The organism is Streptosporangium canum (assembly GCF_900113865.1).
In the GTDB taxonomy this organism is placed as follows: Bacteria; Actinomycetota; Actinomycetes; order Streptosporangiales; family Streptosporangiaceae; genus Streptosporangium; species Streptosporangium canum.
In genome coordinates this window covers 34,816-51,469 of the sequence record NZ_FOQY01000041.1, presented here as the reverse complement: position 1 = coordinate 51,469, position 16,654 = coordinate 34,816, and the positions used below count along the sequence as shown (strand labels likewise).

General features: G+C 68.2%; 25 protein-coding genes. 4 read left to right on the top strand and 21 right to left on the bottom strand.

The window, feature by feature from the left end:
* The first annotated feature begins 16 nt into the window (after positions 1-16).
* From BM085_RS37350 to BM085_RS37340, 3 genes are all read left to right on the top strand, one after another.
* Positions 17-472: an NUDIX hydrolase gene (locus BM085_RS37350; RefSeq protein ID WP_093891505.1), complete on the top strand. Its 456-nt coding sequence runs from the start codon at positions 17-19 to the stop codon at positions 470-472.
* Between the two features lie 90 nt (positions 473-562).
* A complete protein-coding gene (locus tag BM085_RS44945; RefSeq protein ID WP_177245466.1) occupies positions 563-727 on the top strand; it encodes a hypothetical protein in 165 nt (54 codons plus the stop codon).
* Between the two features lie 101 nt (positions 728-828).
* The gene (locus tag BM085_RS37340) at positions 829-1,605 is read left to right on the top strand and encodes a hypothetical protein (RefSeq protein WP_143121244.1); all 777 of its coding nucleotides are present in this window, start codon (positions 829-831) and stop codon (positions 1,603-1,605) included.
* A gap of 143 nt (positions 1,606-1,748) precedes the next feature.
* Here the strand turns inward: BM085_RS37340 and BM085_RS37335 are convergent, their stop codons facing one another.
* The 5 genes from BM085_RS37335 to BM085_RS37315 form a co-directional block, all read right to left on the bottom strand.
* Positions 1,749-2,177: a hypothetical protein gene (locus BM085_RS37335; protein ID WP_093891502.1), complete on the bottom strand. Its 429-nt coding sequence runs from the start codon at positions 2,175-2,177 to the stop codon at positions 1,749-1,751.
* A 112-nt stretch (positions 2,178-2,289) separates the two neighbouring features.
* Positions 2,290-3,099, bottom strand: a complete 810-nt coding sequence (locus BM085_RS37330; protein WP_093891501.1) for a peptidoglycan recognition protein family protein — start codon at positions 3,097-3,099, stop codon at positions 2,290-2,292.
* Positions 3,096-3,413, bottom strand: a complete 318-nt coding sequence (locus tag BM085_RS37325; protein ID WP_143121243.1) for a putative phage holin — start codon at positions 3,411-3,413, stop codon at positions 3,096-3,098. The genes BM085_RS37330 and BM085_RS37325 overlap by 4 nt, the downstream gene beginning before the upstream one ends.
* Positions 3,406-3,612: a DUF7620 family protein gene (locus BM085_RS37320; protein WP_093891499.1), complete on the bottom strand. Its 207-nt coding sequence runs from the start codon at positions 3,610-3,612 to the stop codon at positions 3,406-3,408. Before BM085_RS37320 ends, BM085_RS37325 begins: the two co-directional genes overlap by 8 nt.
* Entirely contained in the window at positions 3,609-3,935 is a 327-nt protein-coding gene (locus tag BM085_RS37315) for a hypothetical protein (protein WP_093891498.1), read from the bottom strand. The genes BM085_RS37320 and BM085_RS37315 overlap by 4 nt, the downstream gene beginning before the upstream one ends.
* Before the next feature lie 182 nt (positions 3,936-4,117).
* On the opposite strand from BM085_RS37315, the gene BM085_RS37310 reads away from it, so the two are divergent.
* Entirely contained in the window at positions 4,118-4,792 is a 675-nt protein-coding gene (locus BM085_RS37310; protein ID WP_093891497.1) for a DUF4190 domain-containing protein, read from the top strand.
* Here the strand turns inward: BM085_RS37310 and BM085_RS37305 are convergent, their stop codons facing one another.
* The 16 genes from BM085_RS37305 to BM085_RS37235 all read right to left on the bottom strand — a co-directional run bounded on the left by BM085_RS37305 (position 4,793) and on the right by BM085_RS37235 (position 16,654).
* A complete protein-coding gene (locus BM085_RS37305; protein ID WP_093891496.1) occupies positions 4,793-5,035 on the bottom strand; it encodes a hypothetical protein in 243 nt (80 codons plus the stop codon).
* Complete coding sequence (locus tag BM085_RS37300; RefSeq protein ID WP_093891495.1) at positions 5,035-6,156, bottom strand: hypothetical protein; 1,122 nt, start codon at positions 6,154-6,156, stop codon at positions 5,035-5,037. Before BM085_RS37300 ends, BM085_RS37305 begins: the two co-directional genes overlap by 1 nt.
* Position 6,157: 1 nt before the next feature.
* Complete coding sequence (locus BM085_RS37295; protein ID WP_093891494.1) at positions 6,158-7,255, bottom strand: hypothetical protein; 1,098 nt, start codon at positions 7,253-7,255, stop codon at positions 6,158-6,160.
* A gap of 28 nt (positions 7,256-7,283) precedes the next feature.
* The gene (locus BM085_RS37290) at positions 7,284-8,150 is read right to left on the bottom strand and encodes a phage distal tail protein (RefSeq protein WP_093891493.1); all 867 of its coding nucleotides are present in this window, start codon (positions 8,148-8,150) and stop codon (positions 7,284-7,286) included.
* Positions 8,150-11,668: a phage tail family protein gene (locus BM085_RS37285; protein ID WP_093891492.1), complete on the bottom strand. Its 3,519-nt coding sequence runs from the start codon at positions 11,666-11,668 to the stop codon at positions 8,150-8,152. The genes BM085_RS37290 and BM085_RS37285 overlap by 1 nt, the downstream gene beginning before the upstream one ends.
* Positions 11,669-11,695: 27 nt before the next feature.
* Positions 11,696-11,851: a hypothetical protein gene (locus BM085_RS44940; RefSeq protein ID WP_177245465.1), complete on the bottom strand. Its 156-nt coding sequence runs from the start codon at positions 11,849-11,851 to the stop codon at positions 11,696-11,698.
* 65 nt (positions 11,852-11,916) lie between these two features.
* Positions 11,917-12,378 carry a hypothetical protein gene (locus BM085_RS37280; RefSeq protein WP_093891491.1) on the bottom strand — a complete coding sequence of 154 codons (462 nt, stop codon included), beginning with the start codon at positions 12,376-12,378 and terminating at the stop codon, positions 11,917-11,919.
* Positions 12,378-12,935: a phage tail tube protein gene (locus BM085_RS37275; protein WP_093891490.1), complete on the bottom strand. Its 558-nt coding sequence runs from the start codon at positions 12,933-12,935 to the stop codon at positions 12,378-12,380. Before BM085_RS37275 ends, BM085_RS37280 begins: the two co-directional genes overlap by 1 nt.
* Entirely contained in the window at positions 12,935-13,204 is a 270-nt protein-coding gene (locus BM085_RS37270; RefSeq protein ID WP_093891489.1) for a hypothetical protein, read from the bottom strand. The genes BM085_RS37275 and BM085_RS37270 overlap by 1 nt, the downstream gene beginning before the upstream one ends.
* Positions 13,204-13,536 carry a hypothetical protein gene (locus BM085_RS37265; protein ID WP_143121242.1) on the bottom strand — a complete coding sequence of 111 codons (333 nt, stop codon included), beginning with the start codon at positions 13,534-13,536 and terminating at the stop codon, positions 13,204-13,206. Before BM085_RS37265 ends, BM085_RS37270 begins: the two co-directional genes overlap by 1 nt.
* 13 nt (positions 13,537-13,549) lie before the next feature.
* Positions 13,550-13,984 carry a hypothetical protein gene (locus tag BM085_RS37260; protein ID WP_093891487.1) on the bottom strand — a complete coding sequence of 145 codons (435 nt, stop codon included), beginning with the start codon at positions 13,982-13,984 and terminating at the stop codon, positions 13,550-13,552.
* Complete coding sequence (locus BM085_RS37255) at positions 13,984-14,436, bottom strand: hypothetical protein (protein WP_093891486.1); 453 nt, start codon at positions 14,434-14,436, stop codon at positions 13,984-13,986. Before BM085_RS37255 ends, BM085_RS37260 begins: the two co-directional genes overlap by 1 nt.
* 10 nt (positions 14,437-14,446) lie before the next feature.
* Complete coding sequence (locus BM085_RS37250) at positions 14,447-14,896, bottom strand: hypothetical protein (protein WP_093891485.1); 450 nt, start codon at positions 14,894-14,896, stop codon at positions 14,447-14,449.
* 75 nt (positions 14,897-14,971) lie between these two features.
* Positions 14,972-15,313, bottom strand: coding sequence for a hypothetical protein (locus BM085_RS37245; protein ID WP_093891484.1), 342 nt, complete (start codon positions 15,311-15,313; stop codon positions 14,972-14,974).
* A 10-nt stretch (positions 15,314-15,323) separates the two neighbouring features.
* Positions 15,324-16,250, bottom strand: a complete 927-nt coding sequence (locus tag BM085_RS37240; RefSeq protein WP_093891483.1) for a phage major capsid protein — start codon at positions 16,248-16,250, stop codon at positions 15,324-15,326.
* 23 nt (positions 16,251-16,273) lie between these two features.
* Positions 16,274-16,654, bottom strand: coding sequence for a capsid cement protein (locus BM085_RS37235; protein ID WP_093891482.1), 381 nt, complete (start codon positions 16,652-16,654; stop codon positions 16,274-16,276).

The following is a 16,654-nucleotide window of genomic DNA, read 5'->3' as shown; positions in this document are numbered from 1 at the left end:
CACCAGGAGGCCCACCATGGCAGAGCGGTATCAAGTCACCGTCGACGTCCACGTGATCCTGCAGCGCGGCGATCAGATCCTGCTCTCCCTCCGGGAGGGTACGGGTTACCGCGACGGCTGGTACTGCCTGCCGTCCGGCCACCTGGAGCCCGGCGAGACGGTGGTGGAGTGCGCCATCCGGGAGGCCTTCGAGGAGGTCGGCGTCACCATCAGCCCGGCGGACCTGCAGCCGGCCACTGTCATCCACCACCTGTCACCGGAGGGGCTCCCGCGGATCGGGGTGTTCTTCGCGGTGTCGTCGTGGGACGGCGACGTGGTGAACGCCGAGCCGCACAAGTGCGGCGGGCTCGCCTGGGTGCCGGCCGACCAACTGCCGGACAACACGGTGCCGTACACCGCGGCGGGCGTCGAGGCGTATCGCAGCGGCGTGGGGATCGGCGTGCACGGCTGGCATGAACCAGCGCTGGCCTGACCGAGCATGACGAAGAGCCCCGCCGTCCCGAAGGATGGCGGGGCTCTTCTGTTGCAGAGCGACTGCGGACGATCAACCCGCAGAGCGAGCATGAACGACAGCATCGACGGCCTGGTGCCCGCGCTCGCCCGCCTCGACCGCGACGCCGCCCGGGCCCGGCTTACCCTCGCTGCCGGCGGCACGCAGGAGGACGCGGAAGCCGTCATGAGCGGTGATCTCCGTACAGACTCGCCGGACAACCTGAGGGGCGCGTGAGACGTCTGAGGTGATAGGTCCCGGCTCCGGCGAGGGGAGCCGGGACCACCTACAGAAAATGCTGAGCAAGTAACGACATAACGGCGTAACGTCATCACCCCATGAGTAACGCCAACATGCAGTTCCTTTCCGAACTCTTTGAGATCGCGGAATCCCTCACGGAGCACACCGAGCAGCAGATCAGCTTTGGCTTGGACGAGGTCGGCCCGACCAGCTCGCTGGCACAAGACGATGTCGGCATGGGGGGATACAAGGTTTCCTCTCTCGTAACGAGCTCCATCGGAGCGGCAGTAGACCATGTGATCGCCCTCCGCTCCCTTGTGATGAAGGCTGGAGAAGTCACCAACGCCGCCCCATGGACGCTGCTGCGTGGGGTGATCGAACCCAGCTCGCTCGCTGTGTGGATCCTTGATGACCCGAACCGCGCCCACCGTCGAGAGCGGACGCTGCGCGTCTGGCGCCACGACATGACCGAACGCTCCTATTGGGAGAGGACCACTGGCCATGTACCGTCTCCGCCTGGCCAGAAGGCAACGGACCGTATAAAGCAGATTGATGGAATCGCGAAGGAGCTAGGGCTTCGCATGCAGCAGGTAACAGAACGTTTCCGCTATTCCCATACCGTGCGTGCCGCTGGTACGGCTGTGAACATGCCAGAGGCCTTGGCCCGATGGCAGGAGTGCTCCGGCTTTGCGCATGGGCGCACCTGGGCCGCGGTGAGATTCAGCCAGCCCGTGAGCGCCGCACGCATGCGCGACCCCGACAGTGTGATGCTCGGGTTGGCACTAAACGAGACGCTCCTGGAGCAGGCCGCTGACCTGGCCACTGCCCTGCTCAACAAGGCGTTGGGCGACTACGCCGACGCCGCCAACGGATAGCGCGACCAGCGCACATATGACGAAAGAGCGCCCGCCCCCTACGAAGGGGACGGGCGCTCTGATGTCTGGGTGGGGCCCCGAGCCGTGTGTCCGCACGTCAGGGGCCCCCACCTCCAGTATGCGGGGTAGGTAGTGCTCTCGGCCTACAGGCTCCTCAGGTCCTGACCGGCGTGATCACCAGGGTGATACCCCGACGTCCCCACCATCGCACCGGCGCCCTGGGCCCGGACGAAGCCCGGCGCCGGATCCGCCGCCGGCGTCACCGAGTTCGCGAGCACCAGCGCCAGCACCATGTTCAGCGCGGCCACGATCGCGCCAGAGGTCTCCTCCGACAGCGGGAGCCCGAAGAACACCAGCCCCGTCAGCACAGTCCGCACCGCGCCCGTCAGCGCCGTGACGACGAACGGGCGGGTCATGGCGGCTTCCGCCATCGCGAATACGCCGGAGACGATGACCATGATCCAGGCCGCCGCATCCGCGGTGAGACCTATGGCCGGGACCGTGACGAGCACAGCCAGGACAGCCGAAATGGCACCCAGCCAGACGACGGGTTCGCGTCCGAAGATCTTCATGCGCCCCTCCTGAGGGGAATCGCCGCCCTCAAACTGGGGCGGAAAACTATAAGAGCCAGCACGTTTGTGCTGGCCAGGGCAACGATCAACTGAGAGTTGAGAGTTCGTCGGGTCAGTTCGTCTCATCGACCTCGCCCGGCGTCGGCGGCCGCCACGACCACGCCGAATCCCACGTCGCCTCATCCACTCGACCCGTCACCGGCAGGCCCACAGCGCGCTGCCAAGACCGGCACACCGACCGGGACTGTGAGCCGTACCAGCCATCCACGTCGACCTTCCAGCCGCGCCGCGCCAGGCGGGCCTGCCACGCGCGCACGTCCTCGCCCCGCATCATCGGATCCACCAGCTCGAGCACACGGCCCGGCCACACAGCGATCCCGTTCTTGATGACGACCTCGATCGGCTTCTCCTCCGGGGCGTCCGGCCGGCGCGCACCCGCCTTCACCCACCGGTACAGCCGATCTCCCGGGCAGCTGGTGGCGTAGCCGTCGCGGTGCCCCTTCACCTCTCGGCCAGCGCCGTGGTTGCGCAGGTAGCCGATCGCGTCGACCAGGCCGTTCAGCAGCTCGTCGGTGGGCTCGACCAGTCCTTTGTCGCCGATCAGGGCGCAGACGGCGTAGTGCCCTCCGTTGAGGCCCTCCCCGTTGGCCGCCGACATGATGCCCTTGCCGCGCCCCTCGAACACGGTGCCGTGCTCACAGACGAGCAAGTTGTAGGCGATCGTCGACCAGCCGTTGCCGTCCATGTGATGGTTCTGGATGCCTCGGACCATGTCCCGGCAGTGGGCCCCGCAGGTCTTCGTGGGGCTGGGGTTCACCCGGGAGCCGACGTAGTGCACCTTCACGCCGCGGGCGGATGGCAGTGCTGTCAGGCCCCGCTTCGCCGGGCGGGCTCCCCACTGCGCGCGCGTCACCAGCTTCATCGGTGTTCCTCTCGCTGACGGCGCCCCTTGCGCCAGGTCTGCAAAATGATCAAAAAACGCCAGCCGAGCACCCACGGCACCAAAGTGAACGCCACCAGGCGGGCCACCTGAAACCAGTCGCCATCCGGGATGAGCAGCCGCAACGCCCACAGGCCAGTGCACAGCGCCAGCACGAGCTGGAACACGAACACGTGTCGGCCGGCGGACGTCTGCCACCACCGCGCCAGCAGCACCTGGGCGATCACACACGCCCACGCCAGCAACGCCGTCACCACCACCAGCAAACTGCCGATCAACCTGAGCCCTTCACCCACGACCGCCTCCAAATGCCTCATCCATGAGCCGGCCGAACCCGTTCTCCTCCCGCAGCCGACGCAACAGCCGCGCGATCGACAGCGAACGGCCCGCAGCCTCACGGGCCCGCGCCTGCTCGGCAGCAGCACGCCGCTGGGATTCCTCCACCAGCCGGGTGGCCTCGTCGATGTCCGGCCGCTGATCCTCAGGTCTGCTCATGGCTGGGCCTCGATCTGCCGATTCCTGATCTCCGTCAGCAGCGCCGCGGCGATCTGCGCCCCCTCGGTCGAGGCGACCAGCGCGGCCCGGGTCTCCTCGGCGTGCGCTTTCCTGGTGGTCTCGTGCGCCTGACATTCGCTGATGTACAGCTGCTGCCACTGGGTCGCGTCGTCGTTCGCTTCTGCGATCCGGGCGTCCCGGTCGGCCCGCACGTCCTCCAGAGTGGAACGGGGGACGAGCCGGCCGAGGGCGATCAGCCAGATGATCGCCAGCACGAGGCCGACCGCCCCGCCCTGAACGATCGGGACCTGCGCCCACTCCACACGACCTCCTGATATGAGTACGGCCCGAGGCCGAGAAGAAGAGAGGGTGTCGCCTGCGCTCCCTCAGGGGCGCACCATCCCAGCGCAGGCGACACGATTCAGGGGTGGCCGGATCCGGCCACACGTAACCCAGGGCGGCGTCTCAGGCGTCTCACACGCACCCCCAGGAACGTGGAGAATCCGTGAGCTACCCGCCCAACTACGGCCAGCAAGACCCCTACCAGCAGCAGGGCTACGGCCAGCCGTACGGCTACGCCCCCCAGCAACCGTCGCCGACCAAGACCAACGGCCTCGCCGTGGCCAGCTTGGTGCTCGGGCTGACAGGGTTCATCACCTGCGGATTCACCAGCCTGCTGGCCATCGTGTTCGGCCACGTCTCCCTCGGCCAGATCAAACGCGACCGCACTGACGGACACGGCATGGCGCTCGCCGGCGTCGTCCTCGGCTGGATCCTCACCAGCCTGTGGATCCTCTACTGGGTCCTCGTCATGGCCGGCGCCATCGCCGGAGTCGGCACCACGGCGCTGAGCACCCCGACCTCAGACTCCAGCAGCTCCGCCGTACAGGGCAGCGGAAAGCACACCGTGGTGTTCGAAGCCATCGGATCCGACGGCGCGACCAGCGCGCTGAACATCACCGGCAGTGCGAACTACCGCATCACGCAGGACAACGGCGTGCCGCTTCCCTACCGGAAAGAGCTGAAGGTCGACGAGCTCCGGCACTTCTACTTCTGGGTGCAAAACGCCAGCGACAAGGGGACCGTGACGTGCCGAATCATCATCGACGGCAAGGTGGCCCGGGAGGAGACCGAGGACGGCCCGTACGGGGTGTGCCGGGTCACCGCCGACACCCCCTGATCACGACGTGAGCTGATGCGGGGAGCCATCGGCCTCCTTGCACCACAGATGCCCGGCGAGCGCGTACAAGATCACACCAGACGCCGGAGCAGCCGGATGCCCGGCCAGATTCGGCAGAATCAACCCCTTCGACGCCTGGACGAACTCCACCCGATTCTGCGCGGCCGCCTGCGCCTCGATGATGCCCTGCCGAAGCTCCCGCTGAACGTCACCGTTGCTCTTCGGGTAGTTGGGTGTCGCCATCAGGTGGCCCCCTCGAACAGCAGCTCAGCGCTTGCTTCCTGGTCCTCGCCCTTCGGCGTCTTCAGATCCATGCCGACGATCCGCCAGTCCCGGCTGAACGTCGGAGCCCCGGTGTCGTCGAGCGGGTAGTAGTCGTTGAGCAGCGTGAACCTTGCCCGATCGCCGAGATAGTTCGGGTCGATCGAGAAGCTGTCATCGAACCGCACCCGGATCTGCGGGACGGTGACCGGCCCGGACCGGGTGTCACGCAGCTGCTGCGCGTACGCGTTCAACGTGGACTGCAGCTTCACCGAGGAGTACGTCTCCGTCCGGTCCAGCAGCGGTTCACCTGCTGCGAGACGTGCGGCGTCCTCGTAGACGAGGCTCATGACCGGCTCGGACGGCGTGCCGAGGTCGTCGTTGAGGGTGTCGCCCATCGTCTGCCAGGCGTTGCCGGCTTCGGTGCCGTCCTGCGGCATGGCCCACGATTTGATGTGGCCGGGCTGGGTGATGTCGCGGACGACCTCGGGAGAGCCGAGCGTGGGATAGCCCCATACCCAGTCGTAGCGCAGCTGGTCGGTGTCGGGGTCGAGCACGGTCCTGACCATGTACTCGAAGCCATTGATGACGTTGGCAAGCTGCTCCAGCCGGGTGCCGTAGGAGGCGTTCTCACCCGCCTTGTAGGTGCGGTCGCGGGTGACGCCAGACAGGCCGGCCATGAGGTTCAGCCCAATATCGCTTTCGGGTCGGCTGGCCATGTTGTTGAGGAGCGCGCGGGCGATGTCGAGCTGGTCCATACCCGCATAGTTGAGGGTCGTGCGGATTTTACGGAGGTAGGGGTAGACCTCCAGCGACTGGCCCGTGATGCGGAGTGTGAGGTTGCCTTCTTCGTCTTCTTCGGGTTGGGCGTATCTGATGAAGTACGTGCCCCAGGGGATGTTGTCTTTCCACATGTGGATTTTCGTGCGGTTGACGACGATCTTCCGCGCCTTCGCGGCCTCGTCCCGGTTCGTCAGCGGCGCGGTCGCAGAGAACTGGCCCGGCACGATGATCCTGCGCTGGCAGGTGTCCACCGCAAGATCCATCTCAGTGAGCGTCGTGTTGCTCAAGAAGTCGGCGACGACGCAGCGATGCAACGCCACGTCAGGCGACCTTTTCCAGCCGAATATAGCTATCGGCATAAAGAGTAGTGGCAGACGCATTACCTATAACCTGACTCCAGATAAGAGTCACATTTCCAGCCGTACCACCAGTACGAATTATCCCCCTAGGCATGGAAGCCGCATTGCTCGCCGCCGCCCCCATGAAGAAAACCGATGGGGGAGCATAGACACGCATGTCTATATCGCCGTACGTCGCCCCAGCAGTGTCCGCAAGAGTATGGGCAGCGAACTGTGACGTAGCGCCACTGGGCAGAGTAAAACCGAAAGCGAAGTCGGCTGCGGTGGGCCCGGAGTAAATGAGAAACCCGTCAAACAGATACGTGGAGTTCGCCGCCACCGCCAACGTCAGATGAGGGTCAGCCGTCTGCGACGCCGCGTTCGACCGTGCCGTGTCCGACGTTTTACGCACGAATGACACCTGAGACGTCGGGGCGGCGACCGGCAGCAGGGTTCGCCACGCGCTCGACCAATACTGCTGGATGTCGCCCGTGTCGAGTCGGGTCACCTCCAGGCCCGGGATGGCGGGCAGTGCGTCGCGCTCGGTGGAGGAGTTGACGGGGATCCGCATCGGCGTCGCGATCCATTGCCGCCGGTCCGTCCGGGCCGACGAGAACGTGATCGATGACGCGCCGATCGGGACGACGACCTCCCACAGCAGCAGGCTGCTGGCCGGGACTGCAGTAGCCGCGCCCGTCGAGGTGTTGCCCTTCACGATCACGACCCTGGCGTCTGTGCTGCCGGAGGCGTCGAAGGTGTTGTCCCTGACCTGCAGCACCACCCGATCGGTACGTGCCACAGCGGCCTCGCCCGCCGCGAAAGTGAGCGTCTCGTTGGCATCGGCCACCACAACGACTTGTCCTTGCAGGCTGTTGCTGGTGCCGTCCACAACGGCTACGAAGGGCGTGACGTTCGCCTGCAGGGCGGACGCGCTCACCAGGTCAGCTGCGCCTGGGTAGTAGTAGATGCCGCCCCGGCGCTCCAACACGGTGCTGCCAGGGCCCATGAACGCACCCAACGCAAGGCGGTGGTCCTGGATGCTGGTGGCGGCGGATGCGAGCGCCAACGTACGAATCGTCACAGACGCCTCCTCAACAAGTCGGGGGTGGTCAGTAAGTGGAGCGCCACGTCACGGCGAGCTGCGCGCCCGCCCCGAACGACGCGGCCAGCAGCGTGAGGTTGTTGTCGCCCGGGTCGAGTTGAAACGCCCGCACCGGCACCGAGCTGTTGGTACGGGCCGTCAACCGGTCCGTTACCCCGTCCAGCAGCACCGTGCCGCGGCCCACATCAACCGTCAGCGTCTGCCCCGCGCCGAGGGTGATGTTGAACTCCAGCGCCCGGGTCAGCGTGCTGTTGACCACGCGGGGCGTCGTCAACGGGCCCACGAAAGTCAGCATCGGATCTGCGGGCTCGGTCCCGAAGTTCGTGCACGTCGCGTTGGATGGGCCGCCCGCGGTGCCGTACGTGATCGGATACGACAGTGGGTAGGTGAGCCCCCCGGACCCGGCGGTCGGTGCGGCGATCGTCACCGACCGCTCAGTGAGCTCCAGCTTGGCCGGGTTGGAGGCAACCCACTGCAGGCCGCACTTGACGATGCCGGCGGCGAACAGCTTGTCGCGGGGCATCACCAAGCGGGTGCACTTGGCATACACCATGCGCGTCGCCGTCCGGTCAGCGATGACCAGCGGATGCTCCGTCGCATCGCGCACGGTCGCAGCCATCTGCTCCACCGCAGCCACCGCCGCCGCGAACTCAGCGGCGGCGGGGTGCATCTGGAAGGCCCAGACGATGGCCCGCTCCGGCCGGCGCCCGTTGCCTGGGTAGGAGCCGTCACCGCTATTTCTGGGCTTGTTGCCCACGGTGACGGTTTGGTCCCAACCTTCCAGGGTTTGCCAGCCGTACGGTGTGGTCGACCCGAGCAGCAGGCCCCGGAACTCGATCTGATGGTCGCGGGTGATGAGGTCGCCGGCGGCCATTACCACTTCGCTCCGATCGCCTCGACGCGCAGGTCCGACATCAGCCGCTGCGGCGACTGGCCGGGGGCGGCGACGTAGGTGCCGATGAGCGGCCGGTCATCCCATCCCGGACCCGCCACAGCGGCTGCTGGGGCAGCATTGGCGCCGGCCAGGGCGAGCGGCCTGGCGGACAGGTCCGGCACCTTGAAGTGATGCGCGAGCAGGTCGGTGAGGCCGGACTGTTCGGCCAGCTCCACCGCGCGGCGCGGCCGGGTCAGCGGGATGACGACCTCCCGGCCAGCTTCGCCGATCATCGCCATCGTGGCCCGGTCGACGATCGCACCGTTCGCCAGGCGGGGGAAGTGCACCTGGCCCATGCCGGGGACGCCGGAGGCGAGGATGTTGATGATCGCTTCAAACCATCCGATCACACTGTTGGCCCAGCCCTTGATCGCCTGACCCATGCGGCCCAAGCCGGCATCCACCTGACCGGGGAGGCCGAAGAACAAGCCGATGAAAGTTTGGATCGCCCCGACCGCGAAGTTGATCGCGTCTCGCACCAGCCCGAACGCGAGGATCATGTTCTGCGACCCGATCTTCACGATCCGCGCCACCTCCTCCGACTCCAGGAGTTTGCTGATCAGCGGCGTCGCCTTGATCAGCAGGTCAGTGAAAACCCTGGCCAGCTCGATCAAGGGCGGCAACAGCTTCGGCAGCTCAGGTATGAGAGGCTTGACGATCTCCAGGAGCAGCTTCAACAGCGGCGGAATCAGGGGGGTGAGCTGCTTGAACACCTCCAGGAACTGCAGCGCCAGATCCGTGATCATCGGCACCAGAACCGGCAGCTGCCGAATCAGCGCGACGAGAACCTCGCCCCCGAACTTGATCAAATCCGGTAGGACCTTGGCCACCTCGACGAAGACCTCACTGAACGCCCTCGCGAGCGTTCCCAGGTGTGGGGTGACCTGCGGCAACACATCCCGCAGCGCGGTCAGAATCTGCCCGCCGACCTCGCGCAGCGCATCCATGATCGGCTGGATATGAGGCATCAGCTCCCGCAGCGCGCCCGCGAGCTCGTTGCCGAACTGGGAGGCGACCGGTAAGAGGGCGGAGCTGACCTCGGAAAACAGGCGGGCAATCTCCGGCAGAATCGGTGCTAGCGCATCCACCAAGGCGGAGATCACCGGGGTGAGCAGAGCCGCCAGCGTCGTCAGACCAGAGCCGAGCCGTTCAACCAGAATCGCCGCCAGCTCGATCAGCGGCGGGATCAGCGGCGCCACCGCGATCAGCAGATTCGCGATTCCCTCACCGAGCGACAGCAGCGCCTCGGACACGGCCGGGTTGGCGAACGCAGTCGCGAGGGCCTCGCCGACCGCGACCAGACCAGGCGCCAAAGCCGCCAGAGCAGGCGCCAGGACGCCAATGAGGACAGACACAAGGGGTGCGAACGCCGTCACCACCGTGGCGATCTGCGGGGCGAGCAACGCGATCGCCTGACCGATGGCGGCGAACACCGGACCGATAGCGGTGAACGCCTGGCTGATCGCCTGACCGATCGGCACCAGCGCTGGCACCAGCGCGGCGAACGCCGACGCCAACCCGGTGGCCATCGCCGAGATGCCGGGCATCAGCGCAGTGATCGCCGGGCCCAGCTGTGCGAGCAGCGGCGCGAAGGCTCCGGCCACCTGGCCGATCGCCCGGCCGAGTGGCGCCAGTGCAGGCGTCACTTTCGTGATCGACTCAGCCAGGGCGCCGAACACCGCCGCCGCGGCGGGGCCGACTGCTTCGAGGGCGGGCTTGAGTGCCTTCGCGAACGCTACGACTGACGGGATGATCGCCTTCAGCGCAGCAGCAAGGCCACCCGCCAGGATCGCCGCGATCTCCGCGACTACAGGGATCAGCGGCGAAACCGCGCCCAGGACATCTGACAGCGCCCGGGCGAGAGGCACCAGGGAGGGCGCCAGGGCGGCGACCCCATCGCCGAGCCCGCGGACCACAGCCGTTATGCCGGGGCCGAGCGCGGCGAGCGCTGGCGCGAGCGCCTGGACCGCCGAAGTGAGGACTGGGCCAAACGCGACCGCGATGTCCGCCACGACCGGGGCGATCGCCCCCAGCGCGTCGAGCAGCGCCCTGATCACAGGGCTGAGGGCCGCGCCGACCTGCTGCAACGACTCGAAGATCTTGACGAGGCTGGCCTGTCCCTCCTGGGACGACAGGGCGGCGTTGATGTTGCGCAGCAGCCCGATGAGGCCGCCCAGAGCGTCTCCGCCGGCCTTGCCCGCCGCGCGGAACACCGCTTCGAAGATTCCGCCGACTTGCAGGACGACCTGGCCGAGCTGCTTGAGCACGGCCAGACCGGTGGTCATCCACTCCAGCGCCCGCCCAGACGCCGACGCCTGTGACAGGAACTCGCCGAACTCGGCCACCGTCCGGGCAATGCCCGGCGCCAGGCCCGCGAAGAACCCCGACCCGACGACCGCCAGGTCACGGAATCCGGCCAGCAGCGGCGTCAGCGCTGGCGTAACGTCGGCGATCGACCGGCGAAGATCAGCGAAGATCGCGCCGATAGCAGCCACTGACTCCGCCGACCGGGCGAACTCGGCAAGCTGCAGCGCACCCCGGCCGAACTCGGCGGCCACACCGGCCATGCCGTCCTGCAGCGGCCCAAGCAGCACGCTGAGCTGTGTGATCTGGCCAAGGAGAGGGGTGAAGAAAGCGTCCTGGACCGCAACCCGCAGATCCCGAATCGGGTTGTACAGCTCGTTCAACTCGAACGCCGCCGCCGAGGCCGCCGGCGACAGGTCGGCGACAGCATCAAGGAAATCCTCGTAGTCACCAGAGATGGCAGCCGTGAACGCGTCCGCCACCCCGAGCAAGGCGATCTTGAGGGTGCCCATCACCGCCACGCCACCCGCAATCGCGCCCGGCAGCGCGGCGAACAGCCCCGACGCCGGGGCGATCGCGCCGGCCAGCGCCACCATGCTCGCTGTGGCCGACGCCGCAGCCGCGGCGAGCGTCGACAGGGCTGCGGCGCCGACGCCCAGCTTGGTCAGGCCTGCGGTGAGGCTGGCCAGCGCGGCGCCTCCGGTGATGCCGAGCTTCCCCAGGGTCGTGGTCAGGCCGGCCAGTGCGGACGTGCCGGTCACGCCGAGGCGGCCTATCCGCTGGCTGAGGTCGCCGACGGAGTCGCCGATCTGGCTGAACCCGCTGACGAGGTTGGGGATGTTCGGGGTGATCGCGGCGAAGGCGCGGCGGATGATGTCGCCGAATCCGCCCCCGCCTCCGCCCCCGCCTCCGCCCCCGATCTTCTTGGCGAAGCCCTTGGCGGCGCCGTCGCCGATGCCTTCGCCGAGCTTCTCGCCCTCGGACACGAACTTGCCACGCTCGTCCCGCAGACGCCCGTTCGCGTCGCGGGTGAAGCGGCGGCCGAAGGCGTCGCCGGACTCGCCGCCGGTCTTCTCGAAGTCGCGGCGGACGTCCTCGCGGACACCGGTCGTGTCCGCGCGGACCCGCACAAACGCCTCGGCCAGGGCAGCCACAAGCCACCCCCGTCCAATCTCTTTGAGTTATCCGGCGGCGAGTTGGGCGATCAGCGCCTGCCGCGCCTGCGGGTCTTGGACCACGCTGGGCTCGTCCTGGGCGGCGAACTCGGCGAGCACGTCAGGATCGATGTCGCTGTCCGCCGCCCCAGCGAGACCGAGCAGCAGCGTGTTGCGCAGCACGGTGTCTCGCCGTTCGATGTAGAGCGCCTCGACGATGTCGAGGTAGTCAACAAGCGGCAGGTCGGTCAGCCGTAGCGGACCAACTCCGGCTCTGCCGTCACCGTCTCGGCTGGGACCTCCTCCACGGTGCCCCGCGAGAGCGAAACGACCCTGGCAGTACCCTCGGTGCTCGGCGGCCCATCGGAGGAGTCCGAGGGCCTGCTCGTAGGGCGCGCGGAGAAGTCCTGGATGAGGTCGCCGATGATCGCGACGATCGTCTCGCCGTCCGTCTTGTGCTGGCGGCAGTGGCGGCGGAACCGCTGGTAGGTGACGTCGCCCAGGATCGCGGTGAGGAACTCGCCGATGGCCGCGATGCCGTCGGGGCTGTCGGAGTCCAGGCCTTGGGAGGCGAGGCGGGCGAACTCCGACAGGTCCAACAGGGCGAGCTGGTCGGTGCAGGTGAAGGTGACGCCGTCCAGGGTGAAGTACGGCAGAACGACACCAGGCTGGGGCTTGGCCGGGGCGGAGGTGTAGGTGCGGCGTGCCATCAGAGCCTCGTCGGGGACGACATCAGCGCCGAGAACGGGGTCCCGGACGACGGCTTCTCGACGCGGAACTCACAGCCGAGCGTGGCCTTGGCCGAGCCCTTGCGCCGCTGTATGCCGATGTTGCCGACCTGCAAGCACTGCCGGTACACCCACCGCTCGGTGTGGTCTTCGGACTCCCAGCCGAGCATGGTGCGCACCTCTTCGCCGAGCAGCGGCGGCTCGAACTTCACCAGGCCAGCGCCCGGGGTGGTGATGGTGCCGCCGTTGAGGGCCCGCTTCAGGTTGCTAGCGGTGATCTCCGCCAGCGCGAACTCCACGCTGAGCTCGCGGCTGGTGAGGGCGTAGCGGACGGGGTCGAGCTCCTCGGCCACCTCCACCGTTTCGCTGTTCACGCTGTAGTTGAACGTCGAGCCTTCGTCGGTGTAGCCGAGCTGCAGCCAGTTCGCGGACACGCTGGACCAGGCCGTGACGAGGTCGGCCGGCTCCGGGGTGGCCAGGACCGCGATGTAGAGGATGCCGGGGCCGAGGGCGATCGCTCCGGGGTTACCACGCGCCATCAGGCACCGTCCTTCTCTGTGGTGGTGGCCTGGCCGGTGCGGCTCTCAGGCTCGTTCGTGGGGGTCTGCTCGGGGGCGTGCACCTGGTCGTGCCAGCCGTACCGGGTGACGTGCTCGACGGGCACCCGGTCGCCGACGTTGAAGGCGCGGGCGAAGTCGATGAACAGCGCGGCGTCGGCGATGTAGTACGGCGGAGCCTCGTCGGCGGCTGGGGTGACGTCGTGGACGGACTGCTCGGTGGGCTCCGGCTTCGGAGCGCGGGTGGTCATCAGCCGACCTTCACAACCGCGATCGTCACCGACGTCGTCGGCGAGCAGGCCACGTCCGCTTGACCGTCCGTCTTGGCGAACGTCCGCGCGGGCAGCGGTCCGATCATCCGGTCGCCGGTGGTGGCCGGCACGGTGACGGTGAGGTCGGCGATAGCAAGGCCGTCCACGGTGCCCGGCGTGGTCACCGTGACCGTGCTCGGTGAGCCGCCCGCGTTCTTGACGTGCAGAAACACGTGATCGCCGGGGGTGAAGGAGTCGCCCGACCCGCCGACGGCGGCGTAGGTCGGGGCGATACCGGTTGGCGTGAGGACCTGTGTGGTCAATGCCGCCATGAATTCCTCCAGGTCAGGCAGGTATCGGGGTCGAGATGAGGACGAAGGTGGCGTCGACCAGGTACTGGTACTGCTCCCTCTCGCTGTCGTGGTTGTCGACCAGCAGCGGCCCGACGATGTCCTCGGCCACCAGGCAGCTGGTGTCACCCATGGCGGCTGGGGCGCCGCGGAGGCCGTCGAGGGCGTTGCAGTAGGCGACGGCCGCGATCTCCGCGGCCTCGTCGGTGCCCGCGTAGATCGACGCGGAGATGCGGGGGCTGTCGACGAGCTCCTCGGCCACCAGGTCACCCGCGCGGCCGATGCGGGACAGCAGCACGTAGGCGCCGTCGGCGGGCGAGCGGGGGTGCTGCCGGAAGGCGCCGCGGGCGATCGGCCGGCCGGGGCCGACGAGGTCGTTTCGGGAGTTGAGCCAGTTGCGGACGGCGGTGACGGCGATGATGTAGGCCATCAGGCGCCTCGGAGGTCTTCGAGCGCTGGGCGTAGGTGCGGCTGCGGGCTGGTGCCGGGGTGGTTGACCTGGCGGGCGAAGTGCACTTTTCCGCCGGAGACCCAGCGCAGCCAGCCGCCGGGCTTCTTCGCGCGGATGATGTGGGCTCTTGTGCCGACTTCCATGAACAGCCCGTACGGCTCGCCCTGCGGGGTGCGGGCTGGGGAGGCGATGTCGACGTAGAGGCCGATGGTGTCGCGGCCGAGCTGCCAGCCGATCTTCGACCGGAGGTAGCCGGATGGTCGGCCGCCGGACCCGCGCGGCGACACCGGCGCCCTGCGTTTCGCGCCCTGGGTGACGATCTCCCCGTAGCGGGCCATCTTGCGGGCGACGGGCCCGTCAGGGCCGCGCAGGAGCCGGTCCAGCTCAGCTTCGTTGAAGTGGATGTCGATCCCACGTCCGCCAGCAGCCACGAGGACCTCCTCAGAGGGGGTAGTCGCCGGGCCAGCCCGGATCCGGGAATGCGTAGACGGGCAGCAGGCTGCCTTCGGTGCCGGTGCCGCCGGCGTCGCTGACCGCCTCGACGAGCCGGGCGAGGGCGTCCTTGGCGCGCTGGTCGAGCTGCTCGAACACGCGGACGTCAGCGTCCCGATCCGGATACGCCAGCTCGATGTCGGCGGCCGCGCGGAGGCTGGCCGCCTTGCGGGCCAGGCCGGCGAGGTAGGTCGGGGTGGCGGGCACGGTTCCGGCGACGGCGCCCATAACCTCGGCCACTGCGGAGGCGATGTACCGGCTGGCTTGCTCGGCGGTCGGGGTGGTGTGCTCGTTCCAGGTGCCGAGTAGCGCGTCGCTGCCGGGGGTGGTGGCGTCTCGGGTGCGGGTGGGGATGTGGTCGGCCACCTGCTCCAGCGTGGGTGCCCATGGTTCGGCCACGATCCCCTCCTCGGTATGTGGTTGTGGGGGTGGCCCGGCCGGGCCAACGGGGCTCACCCGGCCGGGACCACGTCTCTACTGCTGGCGGACGTACCGGGCCAGCAGCTCGTCGCGGTTCAGCTTCTCCAGCTCGGCGCGGCCGCCGCCCTGGGCGACGCCGTGGTCGACGAGCTCGGCCTTGCTGGAGCGGGAGTTGACCGTACGGCTCTCGCTGGTCTCCTCGCTGCCGACGCCCTCGGGCTGCGCGTCCGCGCCGACCTCGACGATCAGCTTGGAGTCGAGCAGGTGCTTGATCCGGTCCTCGTCGACGCCCTCGGGCAGCACGGCGTCGACGTACAGCGTGGTCAGCGAGATACCGCCGGGGCCGGGCACGGGGATGTGGGTCACGCACGGGGCGGTCACCTTGTACTTCGTCATGGCATTGTCCTCACGTGCCGGTGATCTTGATGCCTGCGGAGGGCTCCTGAATGACGGGCACCGTCTTGCGGCGCCCCCACATCTCCCAGCCGTCCCGCTCGGCGATGCGCTGGCTCTGCACCTGGATCGCCATGTCGGTGACTGTGTAGCCGGGCGCCGAGTCGGTCTCGTCGGCCATGCCGCCGAGCTGCTCGGTGTCGAACACCCACACGTCGTCGCTGCCGCCGGGCATGGACGACAGGGGAGCGACGACGACGGTCAGATCGTCGAGGATGTCGATCTGACCGGAGTAGACCGGGTTGTTGGTGTCCTCGCGGCGGCGCAGCGTCGCGATCGTCGGGTCTGACGCCATGAGCGCGTACTTGTTGCTGCTCATGAGGAGCGTGTCGGGGTTGTAGCCCGCGTTCAGGTCGTAGATCGCGGCCTTGGCCTTCTCGATGTCCCGCAGGATCGTCGTTGCCGACGCCCACACGCCGACCGCCGCCGACGTCGCGGTGACCGCCGATGCGACCGCCGACAGGGTGATCGAGTCCACCTGCTTGATGATCGAGTTGACTGTCTTGCGCAGGTTGCGGTCCACGGCCGCGCCGGCGAAGACGTTCCGCAGGATCTCCTCATCCGACATGAAGATCTTCTGACCCCACTTCTGGACGGCGGCGACAGCGGCCGCGCCCGTCTGCGGGGTGTCCAGCGGGTATTCCGAGCCGGGGCCGACTGCCTCGACCGGACGCGAGTTCAGGATCGGCTCGCTCACCTGGTACATCACCGCGCCGCCGGTCGAGCGGAAGCGCTGCTTGAGGATCTGGTCGGACACGAATCGCAGGTCGGCGAACGTGCGCAGCCGCCGATTGATCTGCGTCGGCGACTGCAGCAGACGACTGATGGAGAGCAGGTCGCCCGAAAGGCTGGGCGGCGCGGCCGGGTAGGAACCAGGCATGCTCTATCTCCTTTCGGGGAGTTTTAGCGGCCGATCCAACGGCACTTGGCCGCGGAGGCTGCGGTGGACAGGGCGGTACCGATGAGCGTGCCGGCGGCCGCCACCGTGGCGAGGGTGCCGGAGTCGACGCCGCCCGCGGTGGATGAGGTGAGGGCGCCGCCGGCGGTGACACCGGCGGGGGTGACGGACTCGTGGACGACGCCCGGGATGGGCCACACGGTGACGCGGGCGCCGGACGCGGCGTCGTGGGCGGCGACTCCCACGTAGGCGCCGTTCGCTCCGGCGGTGGGGGCGACGGTGCCGACGCCGGACGCGAAGAGCACCTGGCCGCCGGTGACCGTGGCGGATGCGGTCATCGTGAACGGTGCCGCGCCGCCGGTGTAGACGGGGCTGTAGTCGGCCAT

Coding starts and splice junctions, on each gene's coding strand:
- BM085_RS37350 (WP_093891505.1), top strand. CDS start 17: ATGGCAGAGCGGTATCAAGTCACCGTCGACGTCCACGTGATCCTGCAG.
- BM085_RS37280 (WP_093891491.1), bottom strand. CDS start 12,378: ATGGCACGCCGCACCTACACCTCCGCCCCGGCCAAGCCCCAGCCTGGT.
- BM085_RS37330 (WP_093891501.1), bottom strand. CDS start 3,099: ATGAAGCTGGTGACGCGCGCGCAGTGGGGAGCCCGCCCGGCGAAGCGG.
- BM085_RS37275 (WP_093891490.1), bottom strand. CDS start 12,935: ATGGCGCGTGGTAACCCCGGAGCGATCGCCCTCGGCCCCGGCATCCTC.
- BM085_RS37240 (WP_093891483.1), bottom strand. CDS start 16,250: ATGCCTGGTTCCTACCCGGCCGCGCCGCCCAGCCTTTCGGGCGACCTG.
- BM085_RS44945 (WP_177245466.1), top strand. CDS start 563: ATGAACGACAGCATCGACGGCCTGGTGCCCGCGCTCGCCCGCCTCGAC.
- BM085_RS37340 (WP_143121244.1), top strand. CDS start 829: ATGAGTAACGCCAACATGCAGTTCCTTTCCGAACTCTTTGAGATCGCG.
- BM085_RS37335 (WP_093891502.1), bottom strand. CDS start 2,177: ATGAAGATCTTCGGACGCGAACCCGTCGTCTGGCTGGGTGCCATTTCG.
- BM085_RS37265 (WP_143121242.1), bottom strand. CDS start 13,536: ATGGCGGCATTGACCACACAGGTCCTCACGCCAACCGGTATCGCCCCG.
- BM085_RS37290 (WP_093891493.1), bottom strand. CDS start 8,150: ATGGCCGCCGGCGACCTCATCACCCGCGACCATCAGATCGAGTTCCGG.
- BM085_RS37305 (WP_093891496.1), bottom strand. CDS start 5,035: ATGGCGACACCCAACTACCCGAAGAGCAACGGTGACGTTCAGCGGGAG.
- BM085_RS37270 (WP_093891489.1), bottom strand. CDS start 13,204: ATGACCACCCGCGCTCCGAAGCCGGAGCCCACCGAGCAGTCCGTCCAC.
- BM085_RS37235 (WP_093891482.1), bottom strand. CDS start 16,654: ATGGCCGACTACAGCCCCGTCTACACCGGCGGCGCGGCACCGTTCACG.
- BM085_RS37320 (WP_093891499.1), bottom strand. CDS start 3,612: ATGAGCAGACCTGAGGATCAGCGGCCGGACATCGACGAGGCCACCCGG.
- BM085_RS37260 (WP_093891487.1), bottom strand. CDS start 13,984: ATGGCCTACATCATCGCCGTCACCGCCGTCCGCAACTGGCTCAACTCC.
- BM085_RS37245 (WP_093891484.1), bottom strand. CDS start 15,313: ATGACGAAGTACAAGGTGACCGCCCCGTGCGTGACCCACATCCCCGTG.